Annotated in this window: 25 protein-coding genes and 2 pseudogenes; 15 read left to right on the forward strand and 12 right to left on the reverse strand. The window is 68.4% G+C overall.

Annotation, left to right across the window (positions count from 1 at the left end; all coding sequences use genetic code 11):
* Positions 1 to 100 precede the first annotated feature (100 nt).
* Complete coding sequence (locus ACTWPV_RS43310; RefSeq protein ID WP_443156238.1) at positions 101 to 577, forward strand: sigma factor; 477 nt, start codon at positions 101 to 103, stop codon at positions 575 to 577.
* Here ACTWPV_RS43310 and ACTWPV_RS43315 read toward each other — a convergent pair.
* Both ACTWPV_RS43315 and ACTWPV_RS43320 read right to left on the reverse strand, forming a co-directional pair.
* Positions 469 to 1,449, reverse strand: a complete 981-nt coding sequence (locus ACTWPV_RS43315; protein WP_443156239.1) for an IS3 family transposase — start codon at positions 1,447 to 1,449, stop codon at positions 469 to 471. The two genes, ACTWPV_RS43310 and ACTWPV_RS43315, sit on opposite strands and share 109 nt — an antisense overlap.
* A 17-nt stretch (positions 1,450 to 1,466) precedes the next feature.
* A complete protein-coding gene (locus tag ACTWPV_RS43320; RefSeq protein ID WP_443156240.1) occupies positions 1,467 to 1,922 on the reverse strand; it encodes a transposase in 456 nt (151 codons plus the stop codon).
* A 77-nt stretch (positions 1,923 to 1,999) separates the two neighbouring features.
* On the opposite strand from ACTWPV_RS43320, the pseudogene ACTWPV_RS43325 reads away from it, so the two are divergent.
* The 3 genes and pseudogenes from ACTWPV_RS43325 to ACTWPV_RS43335 form a co-directional block, all read left to right on the forward strand.
* Positions 2,000 to 2,173, forward strand: a pseudogene (locus ACTWPV_RS43325) (RNA polymerase subunit sigma-70); the annotation flags it as partial.
* A gap of 269 nt (positions 2,174 to 2,442) precedes the next feature.
* The gene (locus tag ACTWPV_RS43330) at positions 2,443 to 2,832 is read left to right on the forward strand and encodes a hypothetical protein (RefSeq protein WP_443156241.1); all 390 of its coding nucleotides are present in this window, start codon (positions 2,443 to 2,445) and stop codon (positions 2,830 to 2,832) included.
* A 381-nt stretch (positions 2,833 to 3,213) separates the two neighbouring features.
* A complete protein-coding gene (locus tag ACTWPV_RS43335; protein ID WP_443156242.1) occupies positions 3,214 to 3,708 on the forward strand; it encodes a nuclear transport factor 2 family protein in 495 nt (164 codons plus the stop codon).
* Positions 3,709 to 3,731: 23 nt separating this feature from the next.
* Here the strand turns inward: ACTWPV_RS43335 and ACTWPV_RS43340 are convergent, their stop codons facing one another.
* The 6 genes from ACTWPV_RS43340 to ACTWPV_RS43365 all read right to left on the reverse strand — a co-directional run bounded on the left by ACTWPV_RS43340 (position 3,732) and on the right by ACTWPV_RS43365 (position 10,041).
* Positions 3,732 to 5,159: an LVIVD repeat-containing protein gene (locus tag ACTWPV_RS43340; protein WP_443156243.1), complete on the reverse strand. Its 1,428-nt coding sequence runs from the start codon at positions 5,157 to 5,159 to the stop codon at positions 3,732 to 3,734.
* A 176-nt stretch (positions 5,160 to 5,335) separates the two neighbouring features.
* Positions 5,336 to 6,319 (reverse strand): NADP-dependent oxidoreductase, encoded by a 984-nt coding sequence (locus ACTWPV_RS43345; RefSeq protein ID WP_443156244.1) that lies wholly within the window; start codon positions 6,317 to 6,319, stop codon positions 5,336 to 5,338.
* Between the two features lie 5 nt (positions 6,320 to 6,324).
* Positions 6,325 to 7,485, reverse strand: coding sequence for an NAD(P)/FAD-dependent oxidoreductase (locus tag ACTWPV_RS43350; protein ID WP_443156245.1), 1,161 nt, complete (start codon positions 7,483 to 7,485; stop codon positions 6,325 to 6,327).
* Positions 7,486 to 7,490: 5 nt separating this feature from the next.
* Positions 7,491 to 7,688 carry a ferredoxin gene (locus ACTWPV_RS43355; protein ID WP_347649661.1) on the reverse strand — a complete coding sequence of 66 codons (198 nt, stop codon included), beginning with the start codon at positions 7,686 to 7,688 and terminating at the stop codon, positions 7,491 to 7,493.
* 11 nt (positions 7,689 to 7,699) lie between these two features.
* Positions 7,700 to 8,902, reverse strand: coding sequence for a cytochrome P450 (locus ACTWPV_RS43360; RefSeq protein WP_443156246.1), 1,203 nt, complete (start codon positions 8,900 to 8,902; stop codon positions 7,700 to 7,702).
* Positions 8,903 to 9,297: 395 nt separating this feature from the next.
* Positions 9,298 to 10,041, reverse strand: a complete 744-nt coding sequence (locus tag ACTWPV_RS43365) for an MBL fold metallo-hydrolase (protein WP_443156247.1) — start codon at positions 10,039 to 10,041, stop codon at positions 9,298 to 9,300.
* A gap of 51 nt (positions 10,042 to 10,092) precedes the next feature.
* On the opposite strand from ACTWPV_RS43365, the gene ACTWPV_RS43370 reads away from it, so the two are divergent.
* The 5 genes and pseudogenes from ACTWPV_RS43370 (at position 10,093) to istB (ending at position 14,534) form a co-directional block, all read left to right on the forward strand.
* Positions 10,093 to 10,605, forward strand: a complete 513-nt coding sequence (locus tag ACTWPV_RS43370) for an ArsR/SmtB family transcription factor (protein WP_443156248.1) — start codon at positions 10,093 to 10,095, stop codon at positions 10,603 to 10,605.
* A complete protein-coding gene (locus tag ACTWPV_RS43375; RefSeq protein WP_443156249.1) occupies positions 10,602 to 11,759 on the forward strand; it encodes an MFS transporter in 1,158 nt (385 codons plus the stop codon). The genes ACTWPV_RS43370 and ACTWPV_RS43375 overlap by 4 nt, the downstream gene beginning before the upstream one ends.
* The gene (locus ACTWPV_RS43380) at positions 11,740 to 12,954 is read left to right on the forward strand and encodes an aminopeptidase (protein ID WP_443156250.1); all 1,215 of its coding nucleotides are present in this window, start codon (positions 11,740 to 11,742) and stop codon (positions 12,952 to 12,954) included. The genes ACTWPV_RS43375 and ACTWPV_RS43380 overlap by 20 nt, the downstream gene beginning before the upstream one ends.
* 346 nt (positions 12,955 to 13,300) lie before the next feature.
* Positions 13,301 to 13,738: pseudogene (locus ACTWPV_RS43385) on the forward strand (IS21 family transposase); the annotation flags it as partial.
* Positions 13,734 to 14,534 (forward strand): IS21-like element helper ATPase IstB, encoded by an 801-nt coding sequence (gene istB / locus ACTWPV_RS43390; protein ID WP_443156251.1) that lies wholly within the window; start codon positions 13,734 to 13,736, stop codon positions 14,532 to 14,534. The pseudogene ACTWPV_RS43385 and the gene istB, both read left to right, overlap by 5 nt.
* A 424-nt stretch (positions 14,535 to 14,958) precedes the next feature.
* Here istB and ACTWPV_RS43395 read toward each other — a convergent pair whose 3' ends face one another.
* Together ACTWPV_RS43395 and ACTWPV_RS43400 are read right to left on the reverse strand one after the other, a co-directional pair.
* Positions 14,959 to 15,801: an alpha/beta fold hydrolase gene (locus tag ACTWPV_RS43395; protein ID WP_443156252.1), complete on the reverse strand. Its 843-nt coding sequence runs from the start codon at positions 15,799 to 15,801 to the stop codon at positions 14,959 to 14,961.
* Positions 15,802 to 15,873: 72 nt separating this feature from the next.
* Positions 15,874 to 16,500 carry a helix-turn-helix domain-containing protein gene (locus ACTWPV_RS43400; protein ID WP_443156253.1) on the reverse strand — a complete coding sequence of 209 codons (627 nt, stop codon included), beginning with the start codon at positions 16,498 to 16,500 and terminating at the stop codon, positions 15,874 to 15,876.
* Between the two features lie 834 nt (positions 16,501 to 17,334).
* Here ACTWPV_RS43400 and ACTWPV_RS43405 point away from each other — a divergent pair.
* Positions 17,335 to 18,117: a GNAT family N-acetyltransferase gene (locus tag ACTWPV_RS43405; RefSeq protein WP_443156254.1), complete on the forward strand. Its 783-nt coding sequence runs from the start codon at positions 17,335 to 17,337 to the stop codon at positions 18,115 to 18,117.
* Positions 18,118 to 18,323: 206 nt separating this feature from the next.
* Here ACTWPV_RS43405 and ACTWPV_RS43410 read toward each other — a convergent pair whose 3' ends face one another.
* Positions 18,324 to 19,217, reverse strand: coding sequence for a LysR family transcriptional regulator (locus ACTWPV_RS43410; protein ID WP_443156255.1), 894 nt, complete (start codon positions 19,215 to 19,217; stop codon positions 18,324 to 18,326).
* A 72-nt stretch (positions 19,218 to 19,289) separates the two neighbouring features.
* Here ACTWPV_RS43410 and ACTWPV_RS43415 point away from each other — a divergent pair, with 72 nt between their 5' ends.
* Entirely contained in the window at positions 19,290 to 19,703 is a 414-nt protein-coding gene (locus ACTWPV_RS43415; protein ID WP_347649562.1) for a RidA family protein, read from the forward strand.
* Entirely contained in the window at positions 19,613 to 19,933 is a 321-nt protein-coding gene (locus ACTWPV_RS43420) for a cytochrome P450 (protein WP_443156256.1), read from the forward strand. The genes ACTWPV_RS43415 and ACTWPV_RS43420 overlap by 91 nt, the downstream gene beginning before the upstream one ends.
* A 175-nt stretch (positions 19,934 to 20,108) precedes the next feature.
* Here ACTWPV_RS43420 and ACTWPV_RS43425 read toward each other — a convergent pair whose 3' ends face one another.
* Positions 20,109 to 21,458: a TrkH family potassium uptake protein gene (locus ACTWPV_RS43425; protein ID WP_443156257.1), complete on the reverse strand. Its 1,350-nt coding sequence runs from the start codon at positions 21,456 to 21,458 to the stop codon at positions 20,109 to 20,111.
* Between the two features lie 595 nt (positions 21,459 to 22,053).
* Between ACTWPV_RS43425 and ACTWPV_RS43430 the strand changes: the two genes are divergently transcribed.
* The 3 genes from ACTWPV_RS43430 to ACTWPV_RS43440 all read left to right on the forward strand — a co-directional run bounded on the left by ACTWPV_RS43430 (position 22,054) and on the right by ACTWPV_RS43440 (position 23,667).
* Positions 22,054 to 22,362 (forward strand): hypothetical protein, encoded by a 309-nt coding sequence (locus tag ACTWPV_RS43430; protein WP_443156269.1) that lies wholly within the window; start codon positions 22,054 to 22,056, stop codon positions 22,360 to 22,362.
* Positions 22,359 to 23,027, forward strand: a complete 669-nt coding sequence (locus ACTWPV_RS43435) for a response regulator (protein ID WP_443156258.1) — start codon at positions 22,359 to 22,361, stop codon at positions 23,025 to 23,027. Before ACTWPV_RS43430 ends, ACTWPV_RS43435 begins: the two co-directional genes overlap by 4 nt.
* Before the next feature lie 313 nt (positions 23,028 to 23,340).
* A complete protein-coding gene (locus ACTWPV_RS43440) occupies positions 23,341 to 23,667 on the forward strand; it encodes a S41 family peptidase (protein ID WP_443156267.1) in 327 nt (108 codons plus the stop codon).
* Positions 23,668 to 23,695 lie beyond the last annotated feature (28 nt).

The raw sequence follows: 23,695 nt of genomic DNA on the forward strand, positions 1-23,695 counted from the left end.
CAAGGGCTCACCGCCCAGCGCGGTCGTCACTCTGCTGGTCACACCCGCGACGTTTCGCGAGTCATAGACAATGACTTGCCGCGCCGGAGGAATGTGACCGATGAACGAGCACGACTTTCTGACCGACCGGTTCGAGGAGCACCGGAGGCATCTGCGGGCGGTGGCCCACCAGATCCTCGGCTCCGCGGCCGAGGCCGACGGCGCCGTCCAGGAAACCTGGCTCCGGCTCAACCGGTCCTACACCAGCGAGGTGGAGAACCTGCGCGGGTGGCTCACCACTGTCGTCGCCCGCGTAGCGCTGACCATGCTGCGCTCACGCACCGCCCGAAGCGAAGAACCTTTGGACGTGCCCGCGCTGCACCTGGCTCAACGCAGAGACGACACAAGGGTCGATCCCGAGCATCAGGCGATCGTGTCCGACTCGGTCGGCCTCGCGGTACCTGTCAAGAATTTTGAGACAGTTTCCTGCTATTTGGACGCTATGAGTGCTTGTGGGGTCGGTGGGTTGATCCACGCGGCGGTCGGGAGTGCCGGCGGGCTGGGTGGGCGGCCGAATCGGGTGGGGTTGGCGGCGTAGGCAGCGGCCAGGACCTTGGCCCGCTGCTGCTGGATCTGCGCGGCCTGACCGAAGTAGACCGAGGCCGGGGTGTGCAGCCCGATCCCGGAATGGCGATGCTCGTGCCGGTAGTAGTCGAAGAAGTCCTCGCAGAAGGCCCGGGCGTGCTCGATCGAGTCGAAGTGCCCGGGGAAGTCGAAGCGGTACTTCAGGGTCTTGAACTGGGCTTCGGAGTAGGGGTTGTCGTTGGAGACACGGGGTCGTGAGTGGGAGCGCTGCACGCCGAGGTCGACCAGCAGCTGGGCGACGTTCTTCGAGGTCATCGACGGGCCGCGGTCGGCGTGGATCGCGCCGGGCCGTCCGTGCAGGGCGATGAGGTCGGCCATCCACTGCTCGGCGATCTCGGCGTCCTCGGCCGGCTCCAGCCGCCAGCCCACCGGATAGCGGCTGAAGATGTCGAGCATCACATACAGCTGATACCAGATGCCGCGTGCCGGCCCGGGCAGGCGGGTGATGTCCCAGCTCCACACGTCGTTGGGCTGGGTGGCCACCAGTTCGGGCTTGACCTTGGCCGGATGGGCGGCCAGCCGGCGGCGTTCCCGGATCAGGTTCTCCTCCCGCAAGATCCGGTACAGCGTCGATTGTGAGGCCAGGTAGATGCCCTCATCCAGGAGTTCGGCCCAGATTTGGGCCACCGCCTTGTCGGCGAAGCGCACGTCGGTCAGGATCGCCAGCACCTGCTCACGTTCGGCCGCCGACAGCGCGTTGGCCGGCGCCCCGACGGGGCCGGGCTTGCGCTGGGGACCGGCCAGCCGGACGCGCTCGCGATACAGGGTGGCGCGGGACTTGCCCAGCAGCCGACACGCCGCACTCGTCGAGGTCAGCGCCTCCACCTGCTCGAAGACCTGGCCTATCGCCGCTTCGACGGCGGCCTTGTGTCCGCGCTCCCGGAGAGCGTCTCCAAGAGCGCATGTGCTTTTCCCACCAGGTCCAGCGCCGCGTCCTTGCGCGCCAGCTCGGCCTCCAGCGCCTCCACCTTGCGCCGCAGCCGTTCCAGCTCGGCCTGCTCGCCACTCTTCCGAGCCCGCGCAGTGTTCCTGGCCAGCCCGTCCAGCGCCCCGGCCTCGGCCGCGCGTCGCCACTCGGCGATGTGCGAGGAGTACAGCCCCTCGCGCCGCAGCAGCGCGCCCCGCGCGCCCGGCTCGGTCAACGCGTCGTACTCGGCCAGGATCGCCTGCTTGTACTCGGGCGTGAACGTCCGCCGCCGCGGCCGATCCGCGCGCGGTCCCTCGTTCTGATTGGCCGAGCCCACCGTCCCATCATGGACGATCTGCCGCAGTGCGCGGCCGGCCAGTGTGGTGCTCACAGTTCGTTGAGATCCTTACTCCTCATCACTCAGATGAACTCTAGTCACAACTGTCTCAACAAACCTTGGCAGAGAGGGTCGCACTGCTGGTGGTGCTGGACACCTTGGCTCCCAACGAGCGCCTGGCCTTCGTGCTGCATGACATCTTCGCTGTGCCGTTCGAGGAGATCGCTCCCATCGTGTACCGGACGCCGACCGCAGCCACAAAGCTCGCCAGCCGAGCCCAGCGCCGCATCCGGGGAGCGGCGCCGCTCCGCGGTCGCCGAGACCCTCTCCGGCCGCGCCCTCCACGCATCCCTGGCACTGATCGACGGAGTCCCCGGTGCATTGTGGACATGTCGCGTTCCGCCAGCCCACTGCACATATTCGTGGGCAGCGTCGAAGCTGTCCCTCGCCCGTTCGTCTTCAGAATGTGAGCCTCTATGAAGGAGTAGACATGTCCTCAGCAACCCTGCCGCCAGCGCGTGACCTCCCACAGCGACGAGCCGACACCCTTGACCGTCTGAGCAGCGGATTCCAGATGTGGCTGGCCACCGCCAGCGACGGTCACGGGGCACATCTGATCCCGGTCGCCTACGTCTGGAACGGCTCGACCTTGACTTCCGCGACCTTCCGCCGCAGTCGCACGGTCTCGAACCTGCGGGCGAGGCCGACGGCGCGGTTGGCGATCGGAGACACCGCTGACGTCGTCCTGATCGACGCCTACACGATTCTGCTCGACGTACCCGACATCGACGTCGCCTCGGCCGAGGCGTACGCAGAGGTATCGACAGATCCACGCGATACTCCGGACATGTTCCTGTACATCCGCCTCTGCCCCAAGCGGATACTCGCATGGAATTCTCTGGCGGAGTTCAGCGGCCGTACCGTCATGCTCAACGGCTCCTGGCTTGACACCCCCGTTGACTGAGGCCTAAGACGCGGGCTCGACGCTCCACCGGCTGCGGGACGACGTCGCAATTCGCCGGGCCCGGGATCTGGGTCAGAAGTCGTCGTGGTCGCAGTGGGAGGCCTTGGCCTCCTTCTCCGTTCGCCACTGCAGTGTGATCCCCATCATGTTCGCCGGCCGTCCCGACGCGCCGGCCCCATTCGTCGATGATCTGTAACCGCCACTGCGGCAAGTAGATCACCATGGACGATCGCTCCCGCTACGCCGGCAAGCGGATAGGGGCAGATTGGGATCGGATTCTGACACCACCAGCAGAACACGCGCCCGCGGATGCACCCGGCAGCACCCTCCGGCAGGAGCCCGATGCCGTCATCCATCACGTTCGCAGGAGAGAGGAAACCGATGAGAGATCTGCAGGCCATCGCCGACCGCGTCGAGATCGAGGCGCTGCGGGGCGACCACGCCGACGCGGCAATGATCGGCGACTATGACCGTTTCGCGTCGCTGTTCACCCGGGACGCGGTGTGGCGGATACCCCCCGCCGACGTCGAGTTCACCGGGCGGAAGGAGATCCGCGCCGGTATCGAACGGCTGCAGGGTGCGTGGGAGTTCTGGGTGCAGAACGTGCACCCGGGCACGATCCAACTCGATGGTGACACCGCGACCGGCCGGGAATCCATCTTCGAGATCGGTCGCCAGCGCGACGGCAGGTCGGTCCTCATGTACGGCCTGTTCCACGACCGCTACCAGCGCACCCCGGATGGCTGGAAGTTCACCGAGCGCCTCCTCGAGCCCAGGTACCTCGACACAACTGCGCTGCCGGGTTCGCCTCATGTGACCTGGGACCCCGCCGGCCCAGAGGCCGGAAACACCTCCTTTGCGGAAGAAGCCCGATAACCGCAGTTCCTCGATCTGCTCCGTCAGCCCCTGCCGCGGCCGGTATAGCGGAGGATGTATATGCCCTGGTTCTTGTCGGAGACGTAGATGTTGCCGCGGGTGTCCACCACGACGTCCTCCGTCTGGGCCACCAACTCCCCCTCAGGCATCGGGCCGTACCTGCGGACGGGGTCTGGAGGCACGAAGTAGCCGACCTCGCGCGGCAGACGGGTGTTGGAGACGTCATAGATCCGCAGCCCGGCGTTGAAGTGCGCGACGTAGAACAGGTCGCCTTGTTTCTGCACGTCGGGGTGGTGCTGGTGGTGGTTGATGTTGTGCGGCCCGCTCCAGCCGCCCCTGCCGGAGAAGTCCTCGTACGGCGCTCCGGGTGGCGGTTCGGGGGTGGGCAGCAGGGACAACAGCCAGGGGTTGGCCGGATCGGAGATGTCCACGATGGAGGCGTGCGGGGCGGCGCCCTTGCCGTAGGAGACGTCCTCGGAGTTCGCGAAGGCGATCTTCCTGTCCGGGATCGGGAGCACGCCGTGCACACCGAAGCGGGAGTGGAAGGGCGGGCTGAAGTTCAGGCCGCCGACCGGCTTCGGCTGGGTCACGTCGGAGATGTCCAGCACGACCAGCCCGGCCGCGCCGTAGGGCAGGTAGGCCAGGTCGCCGGTGACGTACGGGGGCCCGTGCAGGGACACGTCCGCGCCGTTCGCGCAGCAGAAGCCGTGTGTGTGCGGCAGCTCGGGGGCGGGCGTGCCCTTCTCGCCGTCCCGCTGTCCCGGCACCCACCAACGCCCCACCTCCCTGGGCCGGGACGGGTTCGCGATGTCGACGATGGAGTAGATGTTGCCGCGGAATCCCTTCGCGCCCGCCGCCACGTGCACGTAGCGTCCACCCGGGTAGAGGTTGCGGTGCGTCCCGGTGCCGCCGGTCGTGTAGTGGCCGAGCCGTCGCGGGCGTACGGGGTCCTTGATGTCCCAGATGTAGATGCCCTCCTCGAAGGAGGCCTCCGGGTCACCGCCGAAATTGGGGAAGATCTGCTCCAGTGCGGTCACCATGATGTCGCCGTGCAGATCGACCTGCAGGGTCCAGGTGTCCTTAGGCCCCGGCACGAACGCCACCACCTCCGGCCGCCGCGGATCGGTGACGTCCACGACGCTCCAGCCCGAGTGCCAGAAGTGACCTGTGTAGAGATACCACCGATCGCCCACACGGCGGATGGCGAGCTTGAAGGCCGGCCGGTGATCCATGTCGGTGTAGCCGACGACCTCCACGTTGCGGGCGAACTGGCCACGCGGACCGGGGACGACCGCACTGACCCCGGAGTCCGCGCCCGCGTGGGCCGCCTCCGTGCCTGCCCGGGCCGGTGTCGCGACCGTCTGGGTCGCCGCCAGGGCGGAGGCCGCGGTCAGTGAGGCGCGCAACGCCTGACGCCGCGACACGCCGGAATCCGTTCGCTCGACTCCCATGTCACTCCTCAATTGGCTATCAAGATCATGGTCGTGGTCATCCCATCAACCCATCCGTAAAAGCGAGCGAAAGATCATCTGTCGGAAAACGTTCGGCCCTCGCCCCGAAAGCCAGAGATCTTTCTGCAAAACCGCAGGCAGGAGGGTCGTGGAGGGCGGACCCGGAAGACGGGCCCTCACGTCATTGAGATGACCCATTTTCCCCGGGTGTTCGGAGCGGCGGCGAGGTCGGCGAGGGCTTGGGCTGCCTGGTCAAACTGGTACCTGCGGCTGATCATGTCCACCAGCGTGCCGTCGAGCACGCGAGCGGCGAGGGTGGGGAAGGTGTCGGCACGCAGGCTTGGGGGACCGTCGACGATCTTCACCGTGACGTCTTCGCTGCCGAGCGAGCTGAACGTGGTGCTGATCACCCGACCGCCTGGTCTGAGCGCCTTGACAGCCTCTGCCAGCCGGTCTCCGTCGAGGACGAGGTTGACGATGGCGTCCACGCCGTCCGGGTGGAGTCTGCGGGTCGCGGTGACGACGTCGGTGGTCAGATAGTCGATCGTGTGCGTCGCGCCCAGAGTGCGGGCATAGCCGGCGTATTCGGGGAGTGCGGTGGCGACGACCTCCGCCTCGCGCTCCTTGACCAGAAGTTGGACGACGATGCTGCCCACACCTCCTGTCGCGCCGATGACCAGGACTGTCTCCCCCGGCTGGAAGTCGCCGTCCTGGATGGCAGCGGCGGCTGTCATGCCGGTGCTCGCGAGCGCCGCCGCCGTCTCCGGGGCCAGGCCGGCGGGCCTGTGCGCAACGAAAGGGCCGTTGGCTTGGAAGGTCGCGTACTCGGCCAAGCCACCCGAGGTGACCGCGGGCAGGCCGAATCGCTCGGCGTAGGAGGGCGGGACGCCGAAGCCGAAGACCTCGTCACCTTCCGCGAAGGCGACGACTCCGGTGCCGAGCCTTGTGACCGTACCGGCGAAGTCCGATCCCGGGACGTAGGGGAAGCGGGTTTCGAATGCTTCCCTGATGTCTCCGCTGGTCATCATGAGGTCGGCGGGGTTGAGCGAGGCCGCGGACACTTTGACCTGGATCTGGCCGGGTCCCGGCTCCGGGATCGGCAGGTCCTCGATCCTGAGGGTTTGCGGCGGGCCGTAGGCCCTTGCTACCAGGGCTTTCATATCGATCATCCTTTCTTTGTGAGCATTGGGGTGCCGATGAGAGCGCGGGCCTCGCGGAATTGACGTGGCAGGCCCATACCTGCAACCCCGATCACGCGGCCGGCCCGACCGTAAACGGCCAGGAAGCGGCGGTCTTCGAGGTCTCCTTCCACGACGGCGAACGCGGCATCGCCGGTCGGGTAGCCCCAGACCTGCAGGCGCAGGCCGTACTGGTCGGTCCAGAAATACGGAATGCCAGGTTCGGTACGGCCGCCGAGCAGGTTGTGTGCCACGCACCTCGCCTGCTGGGTGGCGGACGTCCGGTGTTCGATCCGGACCTGGGAGCCGAGGACGGGTTGGTACCAGGCAGCTACGTCACCGGCCGCGGACACACCGGGGCCTGCGCTGCCGTAGCGGTCGCAAAGGACGCCGCTGTCGACCGGCAGGCCGCTGCCGGTCAGCCAGCCGCTGGAGGGCACCGAGCCGATGCCCACGACCACCAGATCGGCGGGCACGGTGCGTCCATCGGTCAATACGACGCCGCCGACCCGGGTGCCTTCCGGGAGTAGGGCGGCGACCTCGGCGCGCATGAGCAGGGTGACGCCGTGGTCGGCGTGCGTGCGGGCCATCAGCCCGCCGAGCACGGGTCCGAGGACTTCGGACATCGGGGCGGGGCCCTGGCCAATCAGTGTGACGTGCGCCCCTATGGCCCGCGCTGCGGCGGCGATTTCCGAACCGACGAACCCGGCGCCGATCGCCACCAGCCTGGATTCCGCTGTCAGCCGATCGCGCAGGGCCAGGGCGTCGTCCAGGGTGCGGAGATAGTGCACACCCTCCTGGCCGTCGCCCGGCAGGCGCCTGGGTTGCGCGCCGGTAGCGATGATGAGGTGCTCGTAGCCGATGTGCTCCCCGTCCACGAGGGTGATCTCGCGGCTGTCCGGATCCAGGGCCACCGCTTCGGTGGACAACCGCAGGTCGAGGCCGGCGAGCTGGTCGCAGGTGCGTAGGACGGTCCGGTCGGCGTCCCACTGGCCCAGGAGCACCTGCTTCGACAGCGGCGGCCGGTCGTAGGGGAGGTGGGGCTCGGCGCCGATCAGAGTGATCGGCCTGTCGCAGCCCGCCTCGCGCAAGGCTTCAGCCGCGGACAGCCCTGCGGCCGAGGCGCCGACGATGACCACACCGGGCATGGCGTTCAGTCCTTCTCCAGCGCGATGGCCAGCGCGGGGCAGAGTGTGGCCGCCTCGCGTACGGCCCTGGACTTCTCGATGGGCGGCGTCGGGTCGAGAAGCACTACCACCCCGTCCTCCTCCCGCTGGTCGAACACCTGCGGCGCGGCCAGCACGCACTGCCCGGCACCGATGCATCTGTCCTCTTCGATCCGCACTCGCATCGTGCTGTCCCTCACCATGTGACCGGCACCTCGTGGATGCCGTAGATGTTCGCCTCGTCCTTGAAAGGCAGCTCACGCGCCGGCACCGCCAGCCGCAGCCCGGGAATCCGGGAGAACAGCGCGGTGAACACCACCTCGAGCTCCAGCCGGGCGAGGTTTTGGCCCAGGCACTGGTGGATGCCGTAGCCGAAGGCCATGTGCGGCGCGCCGCTGCGGTGGAAGTCGAGCTCGCCGGGGTGGTCGAAGGCGGCGGGGTCATGGTTGGCTGCGGCGCCCAGGGCGATCACTCCCTCTCCCTCGCCGATGACGGCGTCGCCCAGCACGATGTCGGCCGTCGCCACCCGGGCGGTGCCGACGTCGGCGATGCTGAAGTAACGCAGCAGCTCCTCGATCGCCTTCGGCATGATCGCTGAATCGGACTCCAGTTCGGCGAGCCGGTCGGGATGCTCCAGCAGCGCCACCGTGCCGAGCGCGATCATGTTCGCGGTAGTCTCGTGGCCGGCCACCAGCAGCATCGTGGCGGTGACCACGATCCGCTCGCGGTCGTAGTCGCCCGACCGCCGGTATTTGTCGATCAGGCGGCTGATCAGGTCGTCGGCGGGCTCGCGTTCCTTGCGGTCCACGAGTTCGGACAGATAGTCCCGCAGTTGGCCGAGCACGCCCACGCGCTCTTCGGGCGGGCTCGACCGCGAGACGGCCGCTGCGGTACGGCTGTGGAAGAACTCCCGGTCGTCGTACGGGACGCCGAGCAGCTCGCAGATCACCAGCGACGGCACCGGCAGGGCCAGCTCCCGGACGAGGTCGGCCGGCCGCTCGCCTGCCATCAGCACGTCGATGCGCTCATCCACCACCTCTTGCACGTATGCCCGCATGGCCTGCACCCGCTTGACCGCGAACTCGTCAGCCACCATGCGCCGGTGCCGGGTGTGCTCTGGCGGATCCTGAAAGACGAACCCCCTGGCCAGACCCTGCGTGGCCGCCCGGAAACCGGGAGCCGGACTCGGATAGCCGGGACGTGTGGTGTCCTTGCTCGCGCGTGGGTCGGCGAGGAACTCGCGAGCCAGCGCATACGAGGTAATCACCCACGTCGTCCGGCCATCGGGAAGGACGACCTTCGACACCGGGCACTCGGCACGCAGCCGGGCGTACTCCGGAGGGGGCGACAGGGGGCACGACCTGGGCATCGGGAAAGCGGGCCGGCTGAGAACGCTCATGGAACCTCCAGTAATCGGAGAAATTTTCTCCACTTACGGCGAAGGTACCTTTCCCAGACGGACGCCGTCAAGTGATCGCAGGCGCGACGGAAAGGGTCTGATCGATGCGCGCGCCTGATGACCTGCGCGCCGCTTGTCCGGCGACCGGCCCCTGCCGGTGGCCATGCAGGACAGGCTGATCGCCGAGGCGGCCGGCCGGTGCGGGTCCGCTCGCCAAGCCGTCCCCGGCACGTGAAGGCTCGTTCCTGAACTGATGCCAGCGGAGGCCGTGGCGTCCGACCTGGCGATCGCAGCATCGCCACCCATGACGCAGCGCTCTGCCCGCCGCGCGCAAGAACGCGCTACTGCTGCCGGTGATCGAGGAGGACGCCGCGAGCGATCGATGGAACCGTGGCTCACGAAAGGTCGAAGACGAGACCGGGCGTGGCGATGCCGATCTCACCGTCGTATGTGGCCCCAGCGGCGGCTCGCGCGGCTGAGGTGTCCGTGCCTGGCTGCAGGTGCGTCAGCAACAGGCGCCGGGCCTCGGCTTCCAGGGCTTGCCGGCCTGCCTGCCGGGCGCTTGTCAGGTAACGTCGGGAGCCCTCCGGGACCTGGCTCACGTAGGTAGCCTCGGCCAGTAGCAGGTCAGCGCCACGCGCCAGTTCCACCCTGTCGGGACCCGGGCCGCTGTCGCCGGCGTACGCGAGCACCCGTCCGCCCGCTGTCAGCCGTATGCCGGCATTGGGTACCGAGTGCGGCAGCAGACGAGTCTGTGCGCGGAACGGGCCGATGTCGAATCTGCTGCCGACGGTGAACTCGTGCAGGACATAGGCGTCGGCCAGCACCCCTGGGCGGTCCAGCGCGAGCACCGCATCCAGGGCGCCGGGCAGCGAGTACACCGGCAACGGCGCCGGCGGGTCATCGCGCATTGTGCGTGCCCGCAACAGCGGGTTGAGGTCGGCGCAGTGGTCGGGATGTCCGTGGCTGACGAACACCGCATCGATCTGATCGGCGCTGACCCGTTCCAGCAACCGCGGCACCGTCGCATACCCAAGGTCGACGAGCAGCCTGAACCCGTCGTGCTCCACGAGGTAACCGCTGCAGGCCTGGCCTGCCGCCGGCCACGCACCGCATCCGCCGAGGATCGTCAGCAACATCCGTGAACCCACCTCTTTCCCCATGGTTGTTGGACAACTTATTATCCCAAGGTGTCTTTGGAAAATCGGGATGACCTTGTCCCCCTGCGCGCCCTGGCCAACCCGCTGCGCATCCGCATCGTGTCGCTGCTCACCGGCGCGTCGATGTCGGCCACCGAGGTCGCCGACGAACTGGGCATCGCGCACGCCTCGGCCAGCTACCACCTGCGCCAGCTGGCCAAAGCGGGCTTCCTCCAGCAGACGGACGAGCGGCCGCGGGCAGGCAAGGGCCGCCCGCAACTGCGCTACCGCTACGACCCGTCCAGCGGCGAGCGCCTCGACCGGTCCGAGGGACGGCAACTCCTCCACCAGGCGATGAGCACTGACCTGGCCAGGCGACTGGCTGAGACCGATCGCCAGCGCACGTCCATGGACGCCGAGGTATGGCTGGCCAGGCCCGTCTGGGAGGAGATCGTCGGCCTGATCGACCAGGCCGTGGCGCTCCTGCACGACAAGGCCGGACCGCCGCACGACGGCGTCAAGGTCAGCATGACCGCGCTCCTGTTCGAACTGCGTGACGAATGATGATCGGCCGCCTGCTCCTCTGCGCGGCCGGCGCGTTCCTGTCGATCGGGCTGCTCATCCCGGCGGTTCCGCGATACCTCACCGGCCCGCTGGGCCAGCAGGCGGGCATGGTGGGCGTCTCGCTGGCCGTCACCGCGGCGGCCGGGGTGCTCGCCCGCCCGCTGGCCGGACGGGTGGCCGACAGGGCCGGACGCCGCACGGCCCTGTGCGCGGGCGCGCTGCTGCTGTCCGGCACGTCCCTCGCGCTGCTCGCCGCCGGACAGTTACCGCTCTTCTTCGTCCTGCGCGGCGTCGCCGGCGCCGGTGAGGCGCTGGCCTACGTCGGCCTCGCCGCTCTGGCCGGCGACCACCGGCGGCCCGGCGCGGCGATCAACCACTTCTCCGTCGCCGTCAACGCCGGACTGCTCGCGGGGCCCGTCATCGCCGAGACGCTGTACGCCGCATCCGGGTTCGCCGCCGTCTGGATCACGGCCGCGGCCGTGGCGCTGGGGTCGGCGGCGCTCGGCCTCACCCTGCCGAGGACCATGAGCCCGGACACGGAGAGCGCGAGCCCGGATCCCGGATCCGGGCGGGCCCAGCTGTACCACACGTCCGCTCTACGACCCGGCTTCGGCTACCTGGCCTCCGTGTGGGGCTACACCGCCATCAGCGCCTTCCTGCCGCTGCACGTCGCCGCGCTCGGCGGCGGCTCCGGCGGCCTCCATTTCCTGGTCTACGGCGGCGTCCTCGTCGCCGTCCGGCTGGCCGGACATCCCCTGCTCGCCAAGGCCGCCCCGGCGCGCCTGGCCGTCGCCTCCCTCCTGCTGACCGGGACGGGATCGATCCTGCTTGCCGTCTGGCTCTCGCCGGTCGGGACATGGTGCGCGATCGCGCTGATCGGCGCCGGGCAGAGCCTCGGGCTGCCCGCCTTCCTCAGGATGGCGGTGCACGGCCTGCCCGCCGGCGAGCGCGGATCCGCCGTCGCCACCACGACGGCCTTCTTCGACGTCGGATTCCTCAGCGCTGCCCTGGCCCTCGGCGTCCTCGCCGACCGGTTCGGCCTGGCCGCCGGCTTCACCCTCGCGGGCGTCGTGTCCGCCGCCGGGGCGCTGCTGTTCCTGCCCATGCGCCACAACGAACGCGAAGGAGCCCCCCTTGACCATTCCCCCCGCTGACCTGTCCGGCTATGCCGACGTCGTGTTCGACGTGGCCGTGCCCCTGCTGGCGGACGACCGGGTGCTGATCAACGCCGAGATCGAGCACGCCCAGCTCGCCCGCGCCCTGGCCGAGGCCGCCTACGCCAGAGGCGCCCGCTACGCCGACATCTGGTACTTCGACCCGTACGCCAAACGATCTCGCGTCCGGCACGCCGACACCGCGAGCCTGGCCGAGGTGCCCTCGTGGCTCGACGCCCGCAACGACGAGCTGGGACGGCACGGCGGCATCATCGTCAACATCCGCGGCGCCACCGCCCCCGACCTCCTGGCCGGGCTGGACCCGGTACGCGTCGGGCTGGACCGCATGCCGTCGCTGACCTCACGGCAGCGGCTCCAGCTCAACAACCTGGTCCGTTGGACGATCGTCCCCTACGCCACCCCCGAGTGGGCCCGTGCCGTCTTCGGCGAACCCGACCAGGCCAGGCTGTGGCGGCACCTGCGCCACATCCTCCGTCTCGACGAGCCCGATCCGCGCGCGGCGTGGCGGCAGCGCATCGCCGAACTGCTCGATCGCGCTCGACGGCTCACCGAGATGCGCCTGGACGCCGTGCGGTTCGAGGGCCCCGGCACCGACCTGACCATCGGCCTGCTCCCGGACGCCCACTGGACCGCCGCCCGCCTGGAGGACGTCAAGGGCCGCCCGTTCCAGGCCAACCTGCCGACCGAGGAGGTGTTCACCACCCCCGACTACCGGCGCGTCGACGGCACGGTCCGCGCCACCCGGCCGCTGTCCCTCGACGGCACCGTCATCCGCGACCTGGAGCTGACCTTCGCCGATGGCGTCGTGACCGGTGTCAGGGCGAGCACCGGAGCTGACGTCGTTCGCGCGCACCAGGCCACCGACGCGGGAGCGGCCCGGCTGGGCGAGCTCGCTCTGGTCGATCGTTCCTCGCGGGTGGGCGAAAGCGGCATCACCTACCTGGAGACCCTTTTGGATGAGAACGCCACCTGCCACCTGGCCTGGGGCGCCGGGCTGCCTCCTGGCGCGCCCGCCCACCTGCGTACGGACGATCCCGCACGGCTGGACGCGGCGGGTGTGAACACCTCGCGCGTGCACGTCGACTTCATGGTCGGCGGCCCGGACGTCACGGTCACCGGGCTGGGGCCCGGCGGGAAGGTGGTGCTCCTGCGCGACGACGCCTGGCAGTTCTGACGCCCTGCCATTGAAGTGGTCAGAGGCCGGCCGGGGTAAGGCAGCCCTCCAAGACGACCTGGAAAGCGTTCAAGGGCCCTTCCAGCGCATGGTCCTGCGCCTGCCGAAAATTACATGGTCGAGAAGTTCGCGGCGGCACGGCCGCACCCACCGCTCGGCCGAAGGCGCAGGCGCGCGGCAGGTCGTGGAGGCGGCAACGGCCGTGGGCGCCGACCGCCCGCCACTTCCCCGAGATGAACACCAAGATGGTGTGAGCAGGGCGGCCATGACCCCGTCCAGGTGATCGTGAACTGAAGGTCAGCGATCACCTGGAGGGTGACCGACCCGCCTTCGAAGCTCAGATCCAGCGCTGGAGCAGGCTCGGGCTGCGGGCACCTTCACCGCTGCACACGAGGTGTGGTGGGCGGCCGCGCGTCGCAAGCATGGGGACGCGGCTGGCACCCGGGCGCTGATCGAGGTGCTGCTGCTGCACCGGCACATGGAGCATCGGCACGTGGTGGCCGGGATCGCGGCCGCTCTGACGGTGGGCGCGCTGACCGCCGACGCCGTCGCACTGGAGGCGCGCAAGGCCGCTCAGTCCGACGGCGATTCCGTTCCGGGCCCGATCCCGTCCCGGCCGGAGTGGCTGGCCTGGCTGGATGAGCCCGCGGTGGTGTCGCTGACCACCCGGCGGCTGGCCCAGCTGCCGCCCGACACCCGGCCGCTGCCGTCGGTGGCCGTCTATGACCAGCTGCTGCGCCGTCGCCCCGGCGGTCGGCCCGCATCCGAGGGAGAGAGTCATGACCACCTTTCACCGCCGCGGGCTGACCGAGGAAGCCGCCGAGGCCGCCATCTACCAGGCCTGCCAGAAACTCAGGCTGCCGACCATGCGCGGCCAGTTCACCGACCTGGCCGTTCAGGCCGCCCGCGAGCAGATGAGCTACCTGGGCTTCCTGGCCGAGCTGCTGATGGCCGAATGCGACTACCGCGCCCGCAGAGCCTCCGATCGGCGGATCAAGATGGCGAACTTCCCGCGGCAGAAGTCGCTGCGCGAGTTCGACTTCGACGCCAACCCCCACGTCGACCCGGCCGTCATCAACACGCTGTCCGGCTGCGGCTGGGTGCGCAAGCACCTGCCGCTGTGTTTGATCGGCGATTCGGGGACGGGCAAGTCGCATCTGCTCATCGCGCTGGGCACCGAGGCCGCAATGGCCGGGTTCAAGGTCAAGTACACCCTGGCCGCCAAGCTTGTCAACGAGCTGGTCGAGGCCGCCGATGAGAAGGTGCTGACCAAGACCATCGCCCGCTACGGCCGCGTCGATCTCCTCTGCCTGGACGAGCTGGGCTACATGGAGCTTGATCGTCGCGGAGCCGAACTTTTGTTCCAGGTTCTGACCGAGAGGGAGGAGACCAACAGTATCGCGATTGCCTCAAATGAGTCGTTTTCGGGATGGACAAAGACATTTACCGAGCCGCGGCTCTGCGCCGCCATCGTGGACCGGCTCACCTACGGCGGCAACATCATCGAGACCGGCACCGAGTCCTACCGGCTGGCTCAGACCCGCGCTCACACCGACGCCGGGAGCAAGGCCGCTGGCTGACCCTTCTTCTGGCCTTCCTCGACAACGCCCTGGTCCGCCGCTGGGAGGAGCGGGTCAAGATGCAGCGCCCGGAGGCGAAGCCGAGGACGAACGATCTTGACCCGGGACGCACAACGGCGATCATCACAGTGTCGAGGAAGAGCATCGGGACTCAAGGAGATCCCGACAAACGGTGATCAGCTTCTTGGCTGTCCCGACTTTCTCACGCTTTTGGCAGCCTTTGGCGCGAGCAGGTCGAGGGTCTGCGGCAACGGCTCGAGGAGACCCGCCTGCGCACTGCCGTCCTTACGCGGAACATGCGCGAGCTTCGCGATCAGATGCGTGAGATGAAAGACGAGATCCGTCGCGCTCAGACCCGCGCTGACACCATCTTCCTTGGCCTGCCGCTGGACCGAGTCGGGGGTGGACCTGCAATGGAACCCGCTTATGAAACATGCCCAGACGGCCGCGCAGCTACGAAGAACTCGGCGAACGTCTTGGCGAGTGTCTCGGGATGGGTGAGCGGGGCGGCGTGCCCGGCGCCGGGGATCTCGCGCACCCGTGCGTGGGGGACGTGATCGGCCACGTGCCGCGCGCTGGCGTGGTAGAAGGGCATGCTGTCGGATCCGTGCAACACCAGCACTGGAGCGGAGATCGCGCCGAGCACGGCCGGATCCTCAGCGGTGGGGCCTTCGTAGGCCACCACTTGCTGGAGCATGTTGAGCAGGTGCGGGACATAGCGGCCCGCGGCCTCGAAGTAGCCGGCGTCCTCGGCCACAGCCATCTCCCTGTCGTTGAAGGGCCCGCCCGCGAACGCGCGGACGGCAGCCGTCAAGTCGCCTTCGGCGGCCAGTTCTCCCATCCGGGCAACGGCGTCGCCGATAACCGCTTGCTCCCGCTCGTCCATCAGGCCCCGTATCGGAGGCTCCACGAGCACCACCGCGTCCACCGCGTCGGACCGCGCTGCCGCGCCGAGTGCCAGGTTGGCGCCGGCGGACCAGCCCACCAGTCCGGTCGGCCCCCCGATGCTGTCGAGGTAGGCGAGGACGTCGTCGACCTGTCGGCCCGGGCTGAGGTCGGGGTGGTCGCCGCTGAGGCGACGGCCGCGCATGCTCGGCAGATGGCAGATGAACCGGCCGGTCAGGTGCTCCAGCAGTCGGTTCCAGTCGATGTCGCCGTCGCCGATGCCCCCATGCAGGAACACCAGTGGCCGTCCCTGGCCGTGCACGGTTCCGCCGATGGTGACGCCGTCGGTGGTGGTGACGTAGTGCGTGCGCTGTGTCTTCATGGCAGGCTCCATACGAAGTAAACACGTTTACATCCGCACGATAGCGTCAGCCCGTTTAGTAAGTAAATACGTTTACTTACTGCCTTCCCCGGCACTGCCGTGCAGCAGTGCCCGCACTCCCTGGCGGACGTACTCGACCACCTGCTCGGGCGGCGCGGTGGCCAGCCGTCCCTGCGGGGACGCCCACCGCAGCACCCTGATCCCAGCGAGAAGCGCGGCGGCCAGCTCCGCGCGCAGCCGCGGGTCGTCGCCGGCCGCGACTGTGGCGAACGGCCCGACGACATTGTTCTCGGCGTAGTCCCGCACCTTCTCGGGCAGCCCCTCCTCATCGGCGGTCTCCCCGATGAGCCGCCAGACCGTGAGCAGGTCGTCCAGGCCGGGCGAGTGCGCCGCGCTTGACGCCAGCAGCTCGGCCATCCGGTCAGGCAGCTCCTCGGCCGGTACGTCCAACTGCCCGAACATCGCCGAGTCCGCCGCCGCCGTGGCGAATAACCCTGCCTTCGACCCGAAGTAGCGGTACACCAGGGCGACGTTGACGCCGACCTCCGCGGCGATGTCCCTGACACTGACCGCCTCGAAGCGGTCACGGGCGAACCGCTGGCGGGCCACCTCCAGCAGCGCCTGCCGCGTCGCTGCGGCGTCACGGCGGCGCCGCGGCGCCGCCGCTGTGCCCCTGGAGTTCGATTCCTCTGCCGCCATCACTGTCACCCCCAGGACTCGACATCAACGGTGGTAACGCTAGCTGACGTCTGGCCTTCTCCCCCGAACGCGGCTTGCACTTACCGCACGAAATGGTTCCGTTGCAGGTCCACCCCGGCTCGAGGCTGGAAGGTCTGCGAGGACACCCGCTGACGCTTGGACCGCCGTCAGAAGTCATGGGGCATGGGGCGCTTGGGGATCGCATGTGCTCGTGCCCAGAGCCACGACCGCTTCGGAGTGGTACCACGATTCGCCTTCAGATCATGGCTGAGTGATCGCTAAATGGCCCCAAGAGTGACTGACAATCGGTCCCATTTCACGCTGTCGAAACCACCCGAAAGATAGCTCGCATCCACTATTTGATGGCGGAGGCAGTGGTACAGGGTTCGCGACTGTCGCACCCCGCCGTGGACGAGGCGCTGGAGTTCCTGCGTGGCGACGACGACACCGAGCAGTTGCCGCCGCCCGCGCAGCGCTCGGAACGCGGTGGCCGACTGCGGGGCCGGAGCCGTCCGGGTCATGCCTTTCACCCTCCCCTCCTGGACAGCCAGCACTGCGTAAGAGGGGGTCCAGCCCGATGATTCAGGCCGCGCCGATGCCTGTTGCCAGGAAGCCGGCCAGGGCCGGGTCCGGGCGGTGTCAGACTAAGAGAGAGGGGGAGGGCGATCGACGAGGCGCCTCGTGCCGTCCGGACCGGCTGCATCCTGTCATGTCCTGGCCGGTCAGACCAGGTTCTGGCAGAGAAGCTGGGGACGGTCCATACGTTTACCGATATCATTACATCGACCGACGCGTATTGGACGTATCACCCCTGGTCCTCCTAGCGTTCGTCGGGTGACGGAGCGACGCGCGATCCTCAGCGGATCGACCTTCGAGGAACAGATCGGGTACGCCAGGGCCGTCGTCGACAGCGACCGCGTGCACGTGTCGGAAACCACCGGTTGCGACTCCTCGACCATGACGACCTCGACCGTGATCAGGGAACTCCATGCGAACGAGCAGTTCGAGCAGGTCGACGAGTTGTTCGAGCAGATCTGGGGATTCGAGCCGGACAGCCGGCCGATCACCGCCGGGCTGATGCGGGCGCTGACCCACGCGGGCAACTACGTCTCCGGTGCCTTCGACGGCGACCGGATGGTCGGGGCGTCGGTGGGCTTCTTCGGGCAGGACTCGACCCTGCACTCGCACAACACGGGCGCGGCAGCGGGACGGGGCATCGGCTTCGAACTGAAGCTGCACCAGCGGCAGTGGGCGCTGGACCGCGCCGATGCCATCAACCAGGGCGACGAGTCCGACCGGATCCTGGCCGTGTGGCCGCTGACCGAGCCGCGGGTCGAGGCGGCGGTCCGGCGGGTGCCGTGTCTGCCGGCGGTGCCGGAGGACGCCGTGGTCGGGCTGGGCGACGACGGCGGCCGCCCGGTCGAGTGCCGTACCGACGGGCGCGTGGTGCTGGTCGCGGTCCCCGAGGGCATCGAGCGGCTGCGCGGGGTGGACACCGGTGCCGCCAAGGCGTGGCGGCACGCCATGCGCGACGTTCTGGGCGGTCTCATGGAGGAGGGTGCCACGGTGACAGGCTTCCATCGCAAGACCTACTACGTGGTGCAGAGGAACGCATGAAGATCACCGGGGTGGAGCTGCGGCGGATCGCGATGCCGCTGGACTCACCGTTCCGTCGTTCGGCACCGAGACGACGCGGGGCGTGCCGCTGGTGCGTGTGGTCACGCCCGACGTGCTGGAAGAGGTGACCACCGCCGCCGAGTGGATCACCGTCTCAACGCATGACTCCGATGTGTTGGTCGATGCGCGGAGAGGGAGGAAAGGATTCAGGGTTCGCCGCGGGCGGCCTCAAGGAATCGTGTGACCAGGGGGTTCTGGTCGTCACGACGCCAGGCCACTGCGACGGTGGTGCGCGCGCTGTTCGGTTCGATCCGGCGGTATGCGACACCGTTGAGGCGGATCCGGCGGATGCTCGCCGGGGCGAGTGACACGCCCAGTCCTGCCTCGACGAGCGCGCAGACCGTCTGCCATTCGACCGCCTGCTGGCCGAGGCGGGGTTCGAAACCCGCGCTGCGGCACAAGTCGAGGATCCGATCATGAAACATCGGTCCGGCACTACGGGGCAGCAACACGAACGGTTCGTCCGCGAGTGCTTCGATCGGGAGGACGCGCTGGGCCGCAAGGTGGTGGGCGGCCGGCAGGACCGCGATGAACTCCTCGGACAAGATCGTCTCGGTCGCCAGCCCCGGCTCGCCCGGCGGCTCGCGCAGGAGCCCGACGTCGATCACATGCTCGTGCAGAGCGGACACCTGCGGCGCTGTGGTCATCTCACGGATCTCCATATCCACCTGGGGAAACCGGTCGCGGTAGGCGCGCAACAAGCCCGGCAGGACGGTCAGCGCGAGCGATGCGGAGAAGCCGATCCGGATGCGACCGGCCTCGCCACTGCCAGTGCGTCGGGCCGCGTCCAGGCCGACGGCAATCTCGTCGAGTGCACGCCGAGCGACGGGCAGGAGTTGCTGTCCTGCCGCGGTGAGAGTGACCGCGCCGGGTCCTCGGGTGAACAGCGGGTGCCCAACCTTCGCTTCCAGACGGCGGATCTGCTGGCTGAGCGGCGGTTGCGCGATGCCCAGCCGATCCGCTGCGCGCCCGAAGTGGAGCTCCTCGGAGAGGACCACGAAGGCGTGAAGCTGCTGAAGGCTGAGCTCAGGACGATCCATATCTTCAGGAATATCAGATAAGTCTCGGATAGGTATTGGACATATCGCTGCTGGTTGCCTACCTTTCGCCACATGACAGAGCGACACGTGATCTTGAGTGGATCCACCTTCGAAGAGGAGATCGGCTACGCGCGGGCGGTGATCGACGGCGACTGGGTGCACGTGTCCGGGACGACCGGGTTCGACTACACGACCATGACAATCTCCGCCAACGTGGTCGAGCAGGCCGAGCAGGCCCTGCGCAACGTTGGATCGGCACTGGACGAAGCGGGCTGCTCGTTCGCCGACGTCGTCCGGGTCAGATACCTGCTACCCGACCGTGAGGACTTCCAGCCGTGCTGGCCGACCCTGCGCCGCTGCTTCGGCGACATCCGCCCTGCCGCGACGATGCTCGTGTGCGGCCTGGCCGATCCACGCATGAAGTTCGAGATCGAGGTGTACGCACGACAGCCCGCAGAGCCAAGTCCCGTGCCCGCTGCTTCCTGACCGGCAACGCCGGTCATGTCGCGTTCGGCCACGGCGTGCACCACTGTCTCGGGGCGCCGCTGGCTCGCATGAAGATGCGCATCGCCTTCCCCCTCCTGCTCCAAAGGTTCCCCGGCCTCGCTTTGGCCGACCCGTACGAGCAGGTGGACTTCCGGGACCACGCCCGTGGCGCCCGGGCGTACGAGCCGGGATTTGCACCCTCGGTCGACCCTGTTGCCGAATTCTGCTGACACGCCGGGCGACTTCCGCGTTCAGGGTGGCACTGGGGTGAAAGATCGTCTCTGCGTGCCGTGACCCTCCCTTCGACGCCCGCAGGACGGGGCCCGCGGGTCGGAGCCGCAGGCCGAGGCGAGACCGGCGGTGCCTTGGCGCAGTCCGATCATGGCCACTGCCTCAGGGTTCTTGTCAGCCGACGATGACTCTCTCCTCGGGGAGTTGGTAGCGGCGTGCGCGGTCCTTCAGCGCGAGGGCGGAGCCCAGGGTGAGCGGGCCGATCCTGCCGATGAACATCAACAGCGTCAGCAGAACGTGACCAGCCGGTGTGGCATCGGCGGTGATGCCGGTCGACAGGCCCACTGTGCCGAAGGCCGACACCACCTCGAACAGCACCTGATCCAGGGTATGCGGAGTCAGGGCCAGCAGCACGTACGTGGACACTGCGACCAGCGTCACACTCACAAGGCTGATCGAGACGGCTTGACGCTGCGCCGCCTCCGGCAGGCGGCGATGGCCGATGTTGACCTCGCGCTCGCCGCGCAGCTCGGCCCAGATGACGAAGGCGAGCATGCCGAACGTGGTGACCTTGATGCCGCCCGCCGTACCCGCGCTGCCACCGCCGATGAACATCAGCAGGTCGGTGGCCAGCCAACTGGTGGGATACATCTCGGCGACGTCGATGCTGTTGAAGCCCGCGGTGCGTGGCATGACGGCGGTGAAGAAGGCGGCCAGCAGCTTGCCGGGGTCGTCGAGTGCGCCCAGCGTCTCCGGGTTTCGCCATTCGGTGCCCAGGAACACCAGCATGCCGGCGACCAGCAGGACCGCAGTGACGCCGACGGTGACCCTGGTCAGGACCGACCAGTGGCGGGGTCGGCGCCAGGTGCGCAGTAACTCGAACACGACCGGGAAGCCGAGCCCGCCGACGATCACGGCGATCGCGATGGTCAAGCAGATCCAGGGGTCGGCGACGAAGCGCATCAGGCTGTCGGGCCACAAGGCGAACCCGGCGTTGTTGAAGGCCGAGATTGCGTGAAAGATGCCCAGGTAGACGGCTCGGCCAAACGGCTCGCCATAGCCGAGGAGGAACCGGCCAGTGAGGATCACCGCGGCGATGGCCTCGCAGACCAGGCTGAAGACGACCACGCGGCGGACCACGTGCCGCACGTCGGTCATGTTCAGCGTCTTGGTCTCGGCCTGTGCGAAGATCCTTACGCGCAGGCCGAGGCGGCCGGCCACCAGGACGGTGAACAGTGTCGCCAGGGTCATGATCCCCAGCCCGCCGACCTGGATCAGCCCGGCGATCACGATCTCGCCGAACACCGACCAGTGCGATGCGGTGTCCACGACGACCAACCCGGTGACGCATACCGCTGATGTCGAGGTGAACAGAGCGGCCAGCCAACCTGCCGACTCCCCCGACTCGGTGGCGATCGGCAGGGTGAGCAAGGCCGTGCCGATCAGAACTGCCGCCCCGAACCCGGCAACGATCACCCGGGTCGGGTGCTGAAACCGATCAAGGATCCCGTGACGCCGTCTCATGCCGCACGCTCACGTACGCGGAGCCGACCAAGGCACGCCGCCGCAGTGTGCCCGTGGACGGACAGGCCACAGCTCAGAAGGGTTGGCAAGGGCATTGCGACTCTGATCGGGAACATGCCGAGCACGCGGGCTCGATCGTGCACCCACCGGCTTCGAACGGGGCCTCCTACGGCCGACCGTTTCGCCAGCACCATAAAGGTCACCCTTCATCAAGACCCCTTGAAGACGCATCGCACGCTACCCAGGCTGTAAGGGCGGCGGACGAGGTGAGGGCGTCAAGAAAACGTATGAATCGGAGACTGGCCAGTACCGGTGGAGAGTCTTCCAAGGTCGCTCACGACTGTTTCTCCAGCCGCATCGCCGGTCCCGATCTTGACGGCGTCCAGACGGTTCGCAGGCGAGCGATGGCGCGATGTCGACGAGCCGGGGCGTAGAAATGGCGTCAATACTGGGGTTGCAGCCGTATGGAATCCGTCAAGAGCGGCGAAACCCCTCAAATCTCAGTGTTGGCTTGGGGTGCAGTCGCCCGGCCAGCTGGGCGCGATCCGAAGAACATGTCCCGATTGAGAAGTGGGATGGCCGACGTCATCTTCGAGTGGACGAGGCCGGGGTGGACGACTTCCTGGCCGAGGCGACCCCTGAGGATAATCTGGCGCTGATCAAGCGGGAGCAGGAGGGCGGCCGCCTCGTGGCGATGACCGGCGACGGCACCAACGACGCCCCCGCCCTGGCTCAGTGGGTCAGGTACGGCGACCGCGACAATCACTCCGGCGTCGGCTTCGGGCTCGCCCTGTCCCGCGGCCTCACCGAGGCCATGGGCGGCATCTGTTCCCGAAGAGACGCCAGGGGGAGGACTCACCATGATCATCCGAATGCCGGTCAGGCCCGAGCGGTGACGGCATGACCAAGATCCTCGTCGTCGACGACGATGCCCAGATTCTGCGCACGCTCCGCATCAACCTGACCGCCCGCCACTACGAGGTCGCGGTCGCCGCCGACGGCGGCCAGGCGATGCGCCAGGCCGCCGACTGGCATCCCGACCTGATCGTCCTCGACCTCGGTCTGCCCGACATCGACGGCGTGGAGGTCATTCACGGCCTCCGCTGCTGGACCGAGATCCCCATCGTCGTCCTGTCCGGCCGGGCGGGAAACCAGGACAAGATCGACGCCCTGGACGCGGGTGCCGACGACTACGTCACCAAGCCGTTCAGCATCGGTGAGCTGCTGGCCCGCATCCGGGCCGTCTCCCGGCGCACTGCGGCCCACGATGCCGACCTCGCTCAGATCCAGGTCGGAGACCACACGGTCGATCTGGCCGGCAAGAGCATTTCCCACGGCATCCGGCTTACGCCCACGGAATGGCACATCCTGGAGATCCTCCTGCGCAACCCAGGCAAGCTCATCCCGCAGCGCTACCTGCTCAACGAGGTATGGGGCAGCAACTACGCCACGGAAACCCACTACCTGCGCCAGTACATGGCCCAGCTCCGCAAGAAGCTCGAACGCGACCCCTCCCGCCCGGCCCATCTGATCACCGAACCGGGCATGGGCTACCGCTACATCCCCTAGCCGCGCCGGGGCGGCCGGTCACCGTCGCCGGTTCGGCCTGGAGCCGCCCGTCCCGCCTGGGCTGGGCTGGGCTCGCTCAGCGCACCGCAACGGGCCCTGGCCGGCTTCCTGTGCCTGGACGACGACCTCCTCGCGGCAGCCGCCGAAGCCAGCCCGCCGGTGCAATCCGTACAGCACGACCGAAAGGCCCTGGCCGCCTGGGTCGGCGCTCTGCCCGCCAAGCGCTAGGACGCGCTGCTGTTGCGGGTGGTCGAGGAAGACGGCGCGAAGGTTCGGTGGGAGCTGCTGCGCAAGTTCGGCGGCGGAAGCCCTCATCAAGCTGCCCCTGGCCGTGCTCACCGACGGCCTCTGCGCCTCCGCCTGCGACCACTTCACCGGCGCGGTCAAGCATCACAAGCTCGGGCCGGTGATCGGCACGCGTACGTCGGGGATGGTGTCGGGGGCCGCGTACCCGTACGTCCTCGACGACGGCAGCACGCTACGCCTGCCCACGCACTACGGCCTCGGGCCCAACCGCGAGATCGTCAATGGCATCGGCGTGCCACCCGACCACGTCGTTCCACGGACCGCCGCAGACCTGTCGACCGGCCGCGATCCGACCATGACCAAGGCCCTCGCCCTGGTCGGCAGGGCCTCCTGAACCGGCGAACGGCGTCCTGTCCTGAAAG

The organism is Nonomuraea sp. KM88, assembly GCF_052245635.1.
Lineage (GTDB): Bacteria > Actinomycetota > Actinomycetes > Streptosporangiales > Streptosporangiaceae > Nonomuraea.

What these genes read in the sequence shown, in the direction of transcription:
- ACTWPV_RS43310 (WP_443156238.1), top strand. Translation starts at nt 101, where the DNA reads ATGAACGAGCACGACTTTCTGACCGACCGGTTCGAGGAGCACCGGAGG.
- ACTWPV_RS43330 (WP_443156241.1), top strand. Translation starts at nt 2,443, where the DNA reads ATGTGGCTGGCCACCGCCAGCGACGGTCACGGGGCACATCTGATCCCG.
- ACTWPV_RS43335 (WP_443156242.1), top strand. Translation starts at nt 3,214, where the DNA reads ATGAGAGATCTGCAGGCCATCGCCGACCGCGTCGAGATCGAGGCGCTG.
- ACTWPV_RS43340 (WP_443156243.1), bottom strand. Translation starts at nt 5,159, where the DNA reads ATGGGAGTCGAGCGAACGGATTCCGGCGTGTCGCGGCGTCAGGCGTTG.
- ACTWPV_RS43345 (WP_443156244.1), bottom strand. Translation starts at nt 6,319, where the DNA reads ATGAAAGCCCTGGTAGCAAGGGCCTACGGCCCGCCGCAAACCCTCAGG.
- ACTWPV_RS43350 (WP_443156245.1), bottom strand. Translation starts at nt 7,485, where the DNA reads ATGCCCGGTGTGGTCATCGTCGGCGCCTCGGCCGCAGGGCTGTCCGCG.
- ACTWPV_RS43355 (WP_347649661.1), bottom strand. Translation starts at nt 7,688, where the DNA reads ATGCGAGTGCGGATCGAAGAGGACAGATGCATCGGTGCCGGGCAGTGC.
- ACTWPV_RS43360 (WP_443156246.1), bottom strand. Translation starts at nt 8,902, where the DNA reads ATGAGCGTTCTCAGCCGGCCCGCTTTCCCGATGCCCAGGTCGTGCCCC.
- ACTWPV_RS43365 (WP_443156247.1), bottom strand. Translation starts at nt 10,041, where the DNA reads ATGTTGCTGACGATCCTCGGCGGATGCGGTGCGTGGCCGGCGGCAGGC.
- ACTWPV_RS43375 (WP_443156249.1), top strand. Translation starts at nt 10,602, where the DNA reads ATGATGATCGGCCGCCTGCTCCTCTGCGCGGCCGGCGCGTTCCTGTCG.
- istB (WP_443156251.1), top strand. Translation starts at nt 13,734, where the DNA reads ATGACCACCTTTCACCGCCGCGGGCTGACCGAGGAAGCCGCCGAGGCC.
- ACTWPV_RS43395 (WP_443156252.1), bottom strand. Translation starts at nt 15,801, where the DNA reads ATGAAGACACAGCGCACGCACTACGTCACCACCACCGACGGCGTCACC.
- ACTWPV_RS43400 (WP_443156253.1), bottom strand. Translation starts at nt 16,500, where the DNA reads ATGGCGGCAGAGGAATCGAACTCCAGGGGCACAGCGGCGGCGCCGCGG.
- ACTWPV_RS43410 (WP_443156255.1), bottom strand. Translation starts at nt 19,217, where the DNA reads ATGGATCGTCCTGAGCTCAGCCTTCAGCAGCTTCACGCCTTCGTGGTC.
- ACTWPV_RS43415 (WP_347649562.1), top strand. Translation starts at nt 19,290, where the DNA reads ATGACAGAGCGACACGTGATCTTGAGTGGATCCACCTTCGAAGAGGAG.
- ACTWPV_RS43425 (WP_443156257.1), bottom strand. Translation starts at nt 21,458, where the DNA reads ATGAGACGGCGTCACGGGATCCTTGATCGGTTTCAGCACCCGACCCGG.
- ACTWPV_RS43435 (WP_443156258.1), top strand. Translation starts at nt 22,359, where the DNA reads ATGACCAAGATCCTCGTCGTCGACGACGATGCCCAGATTCTGCGCACG.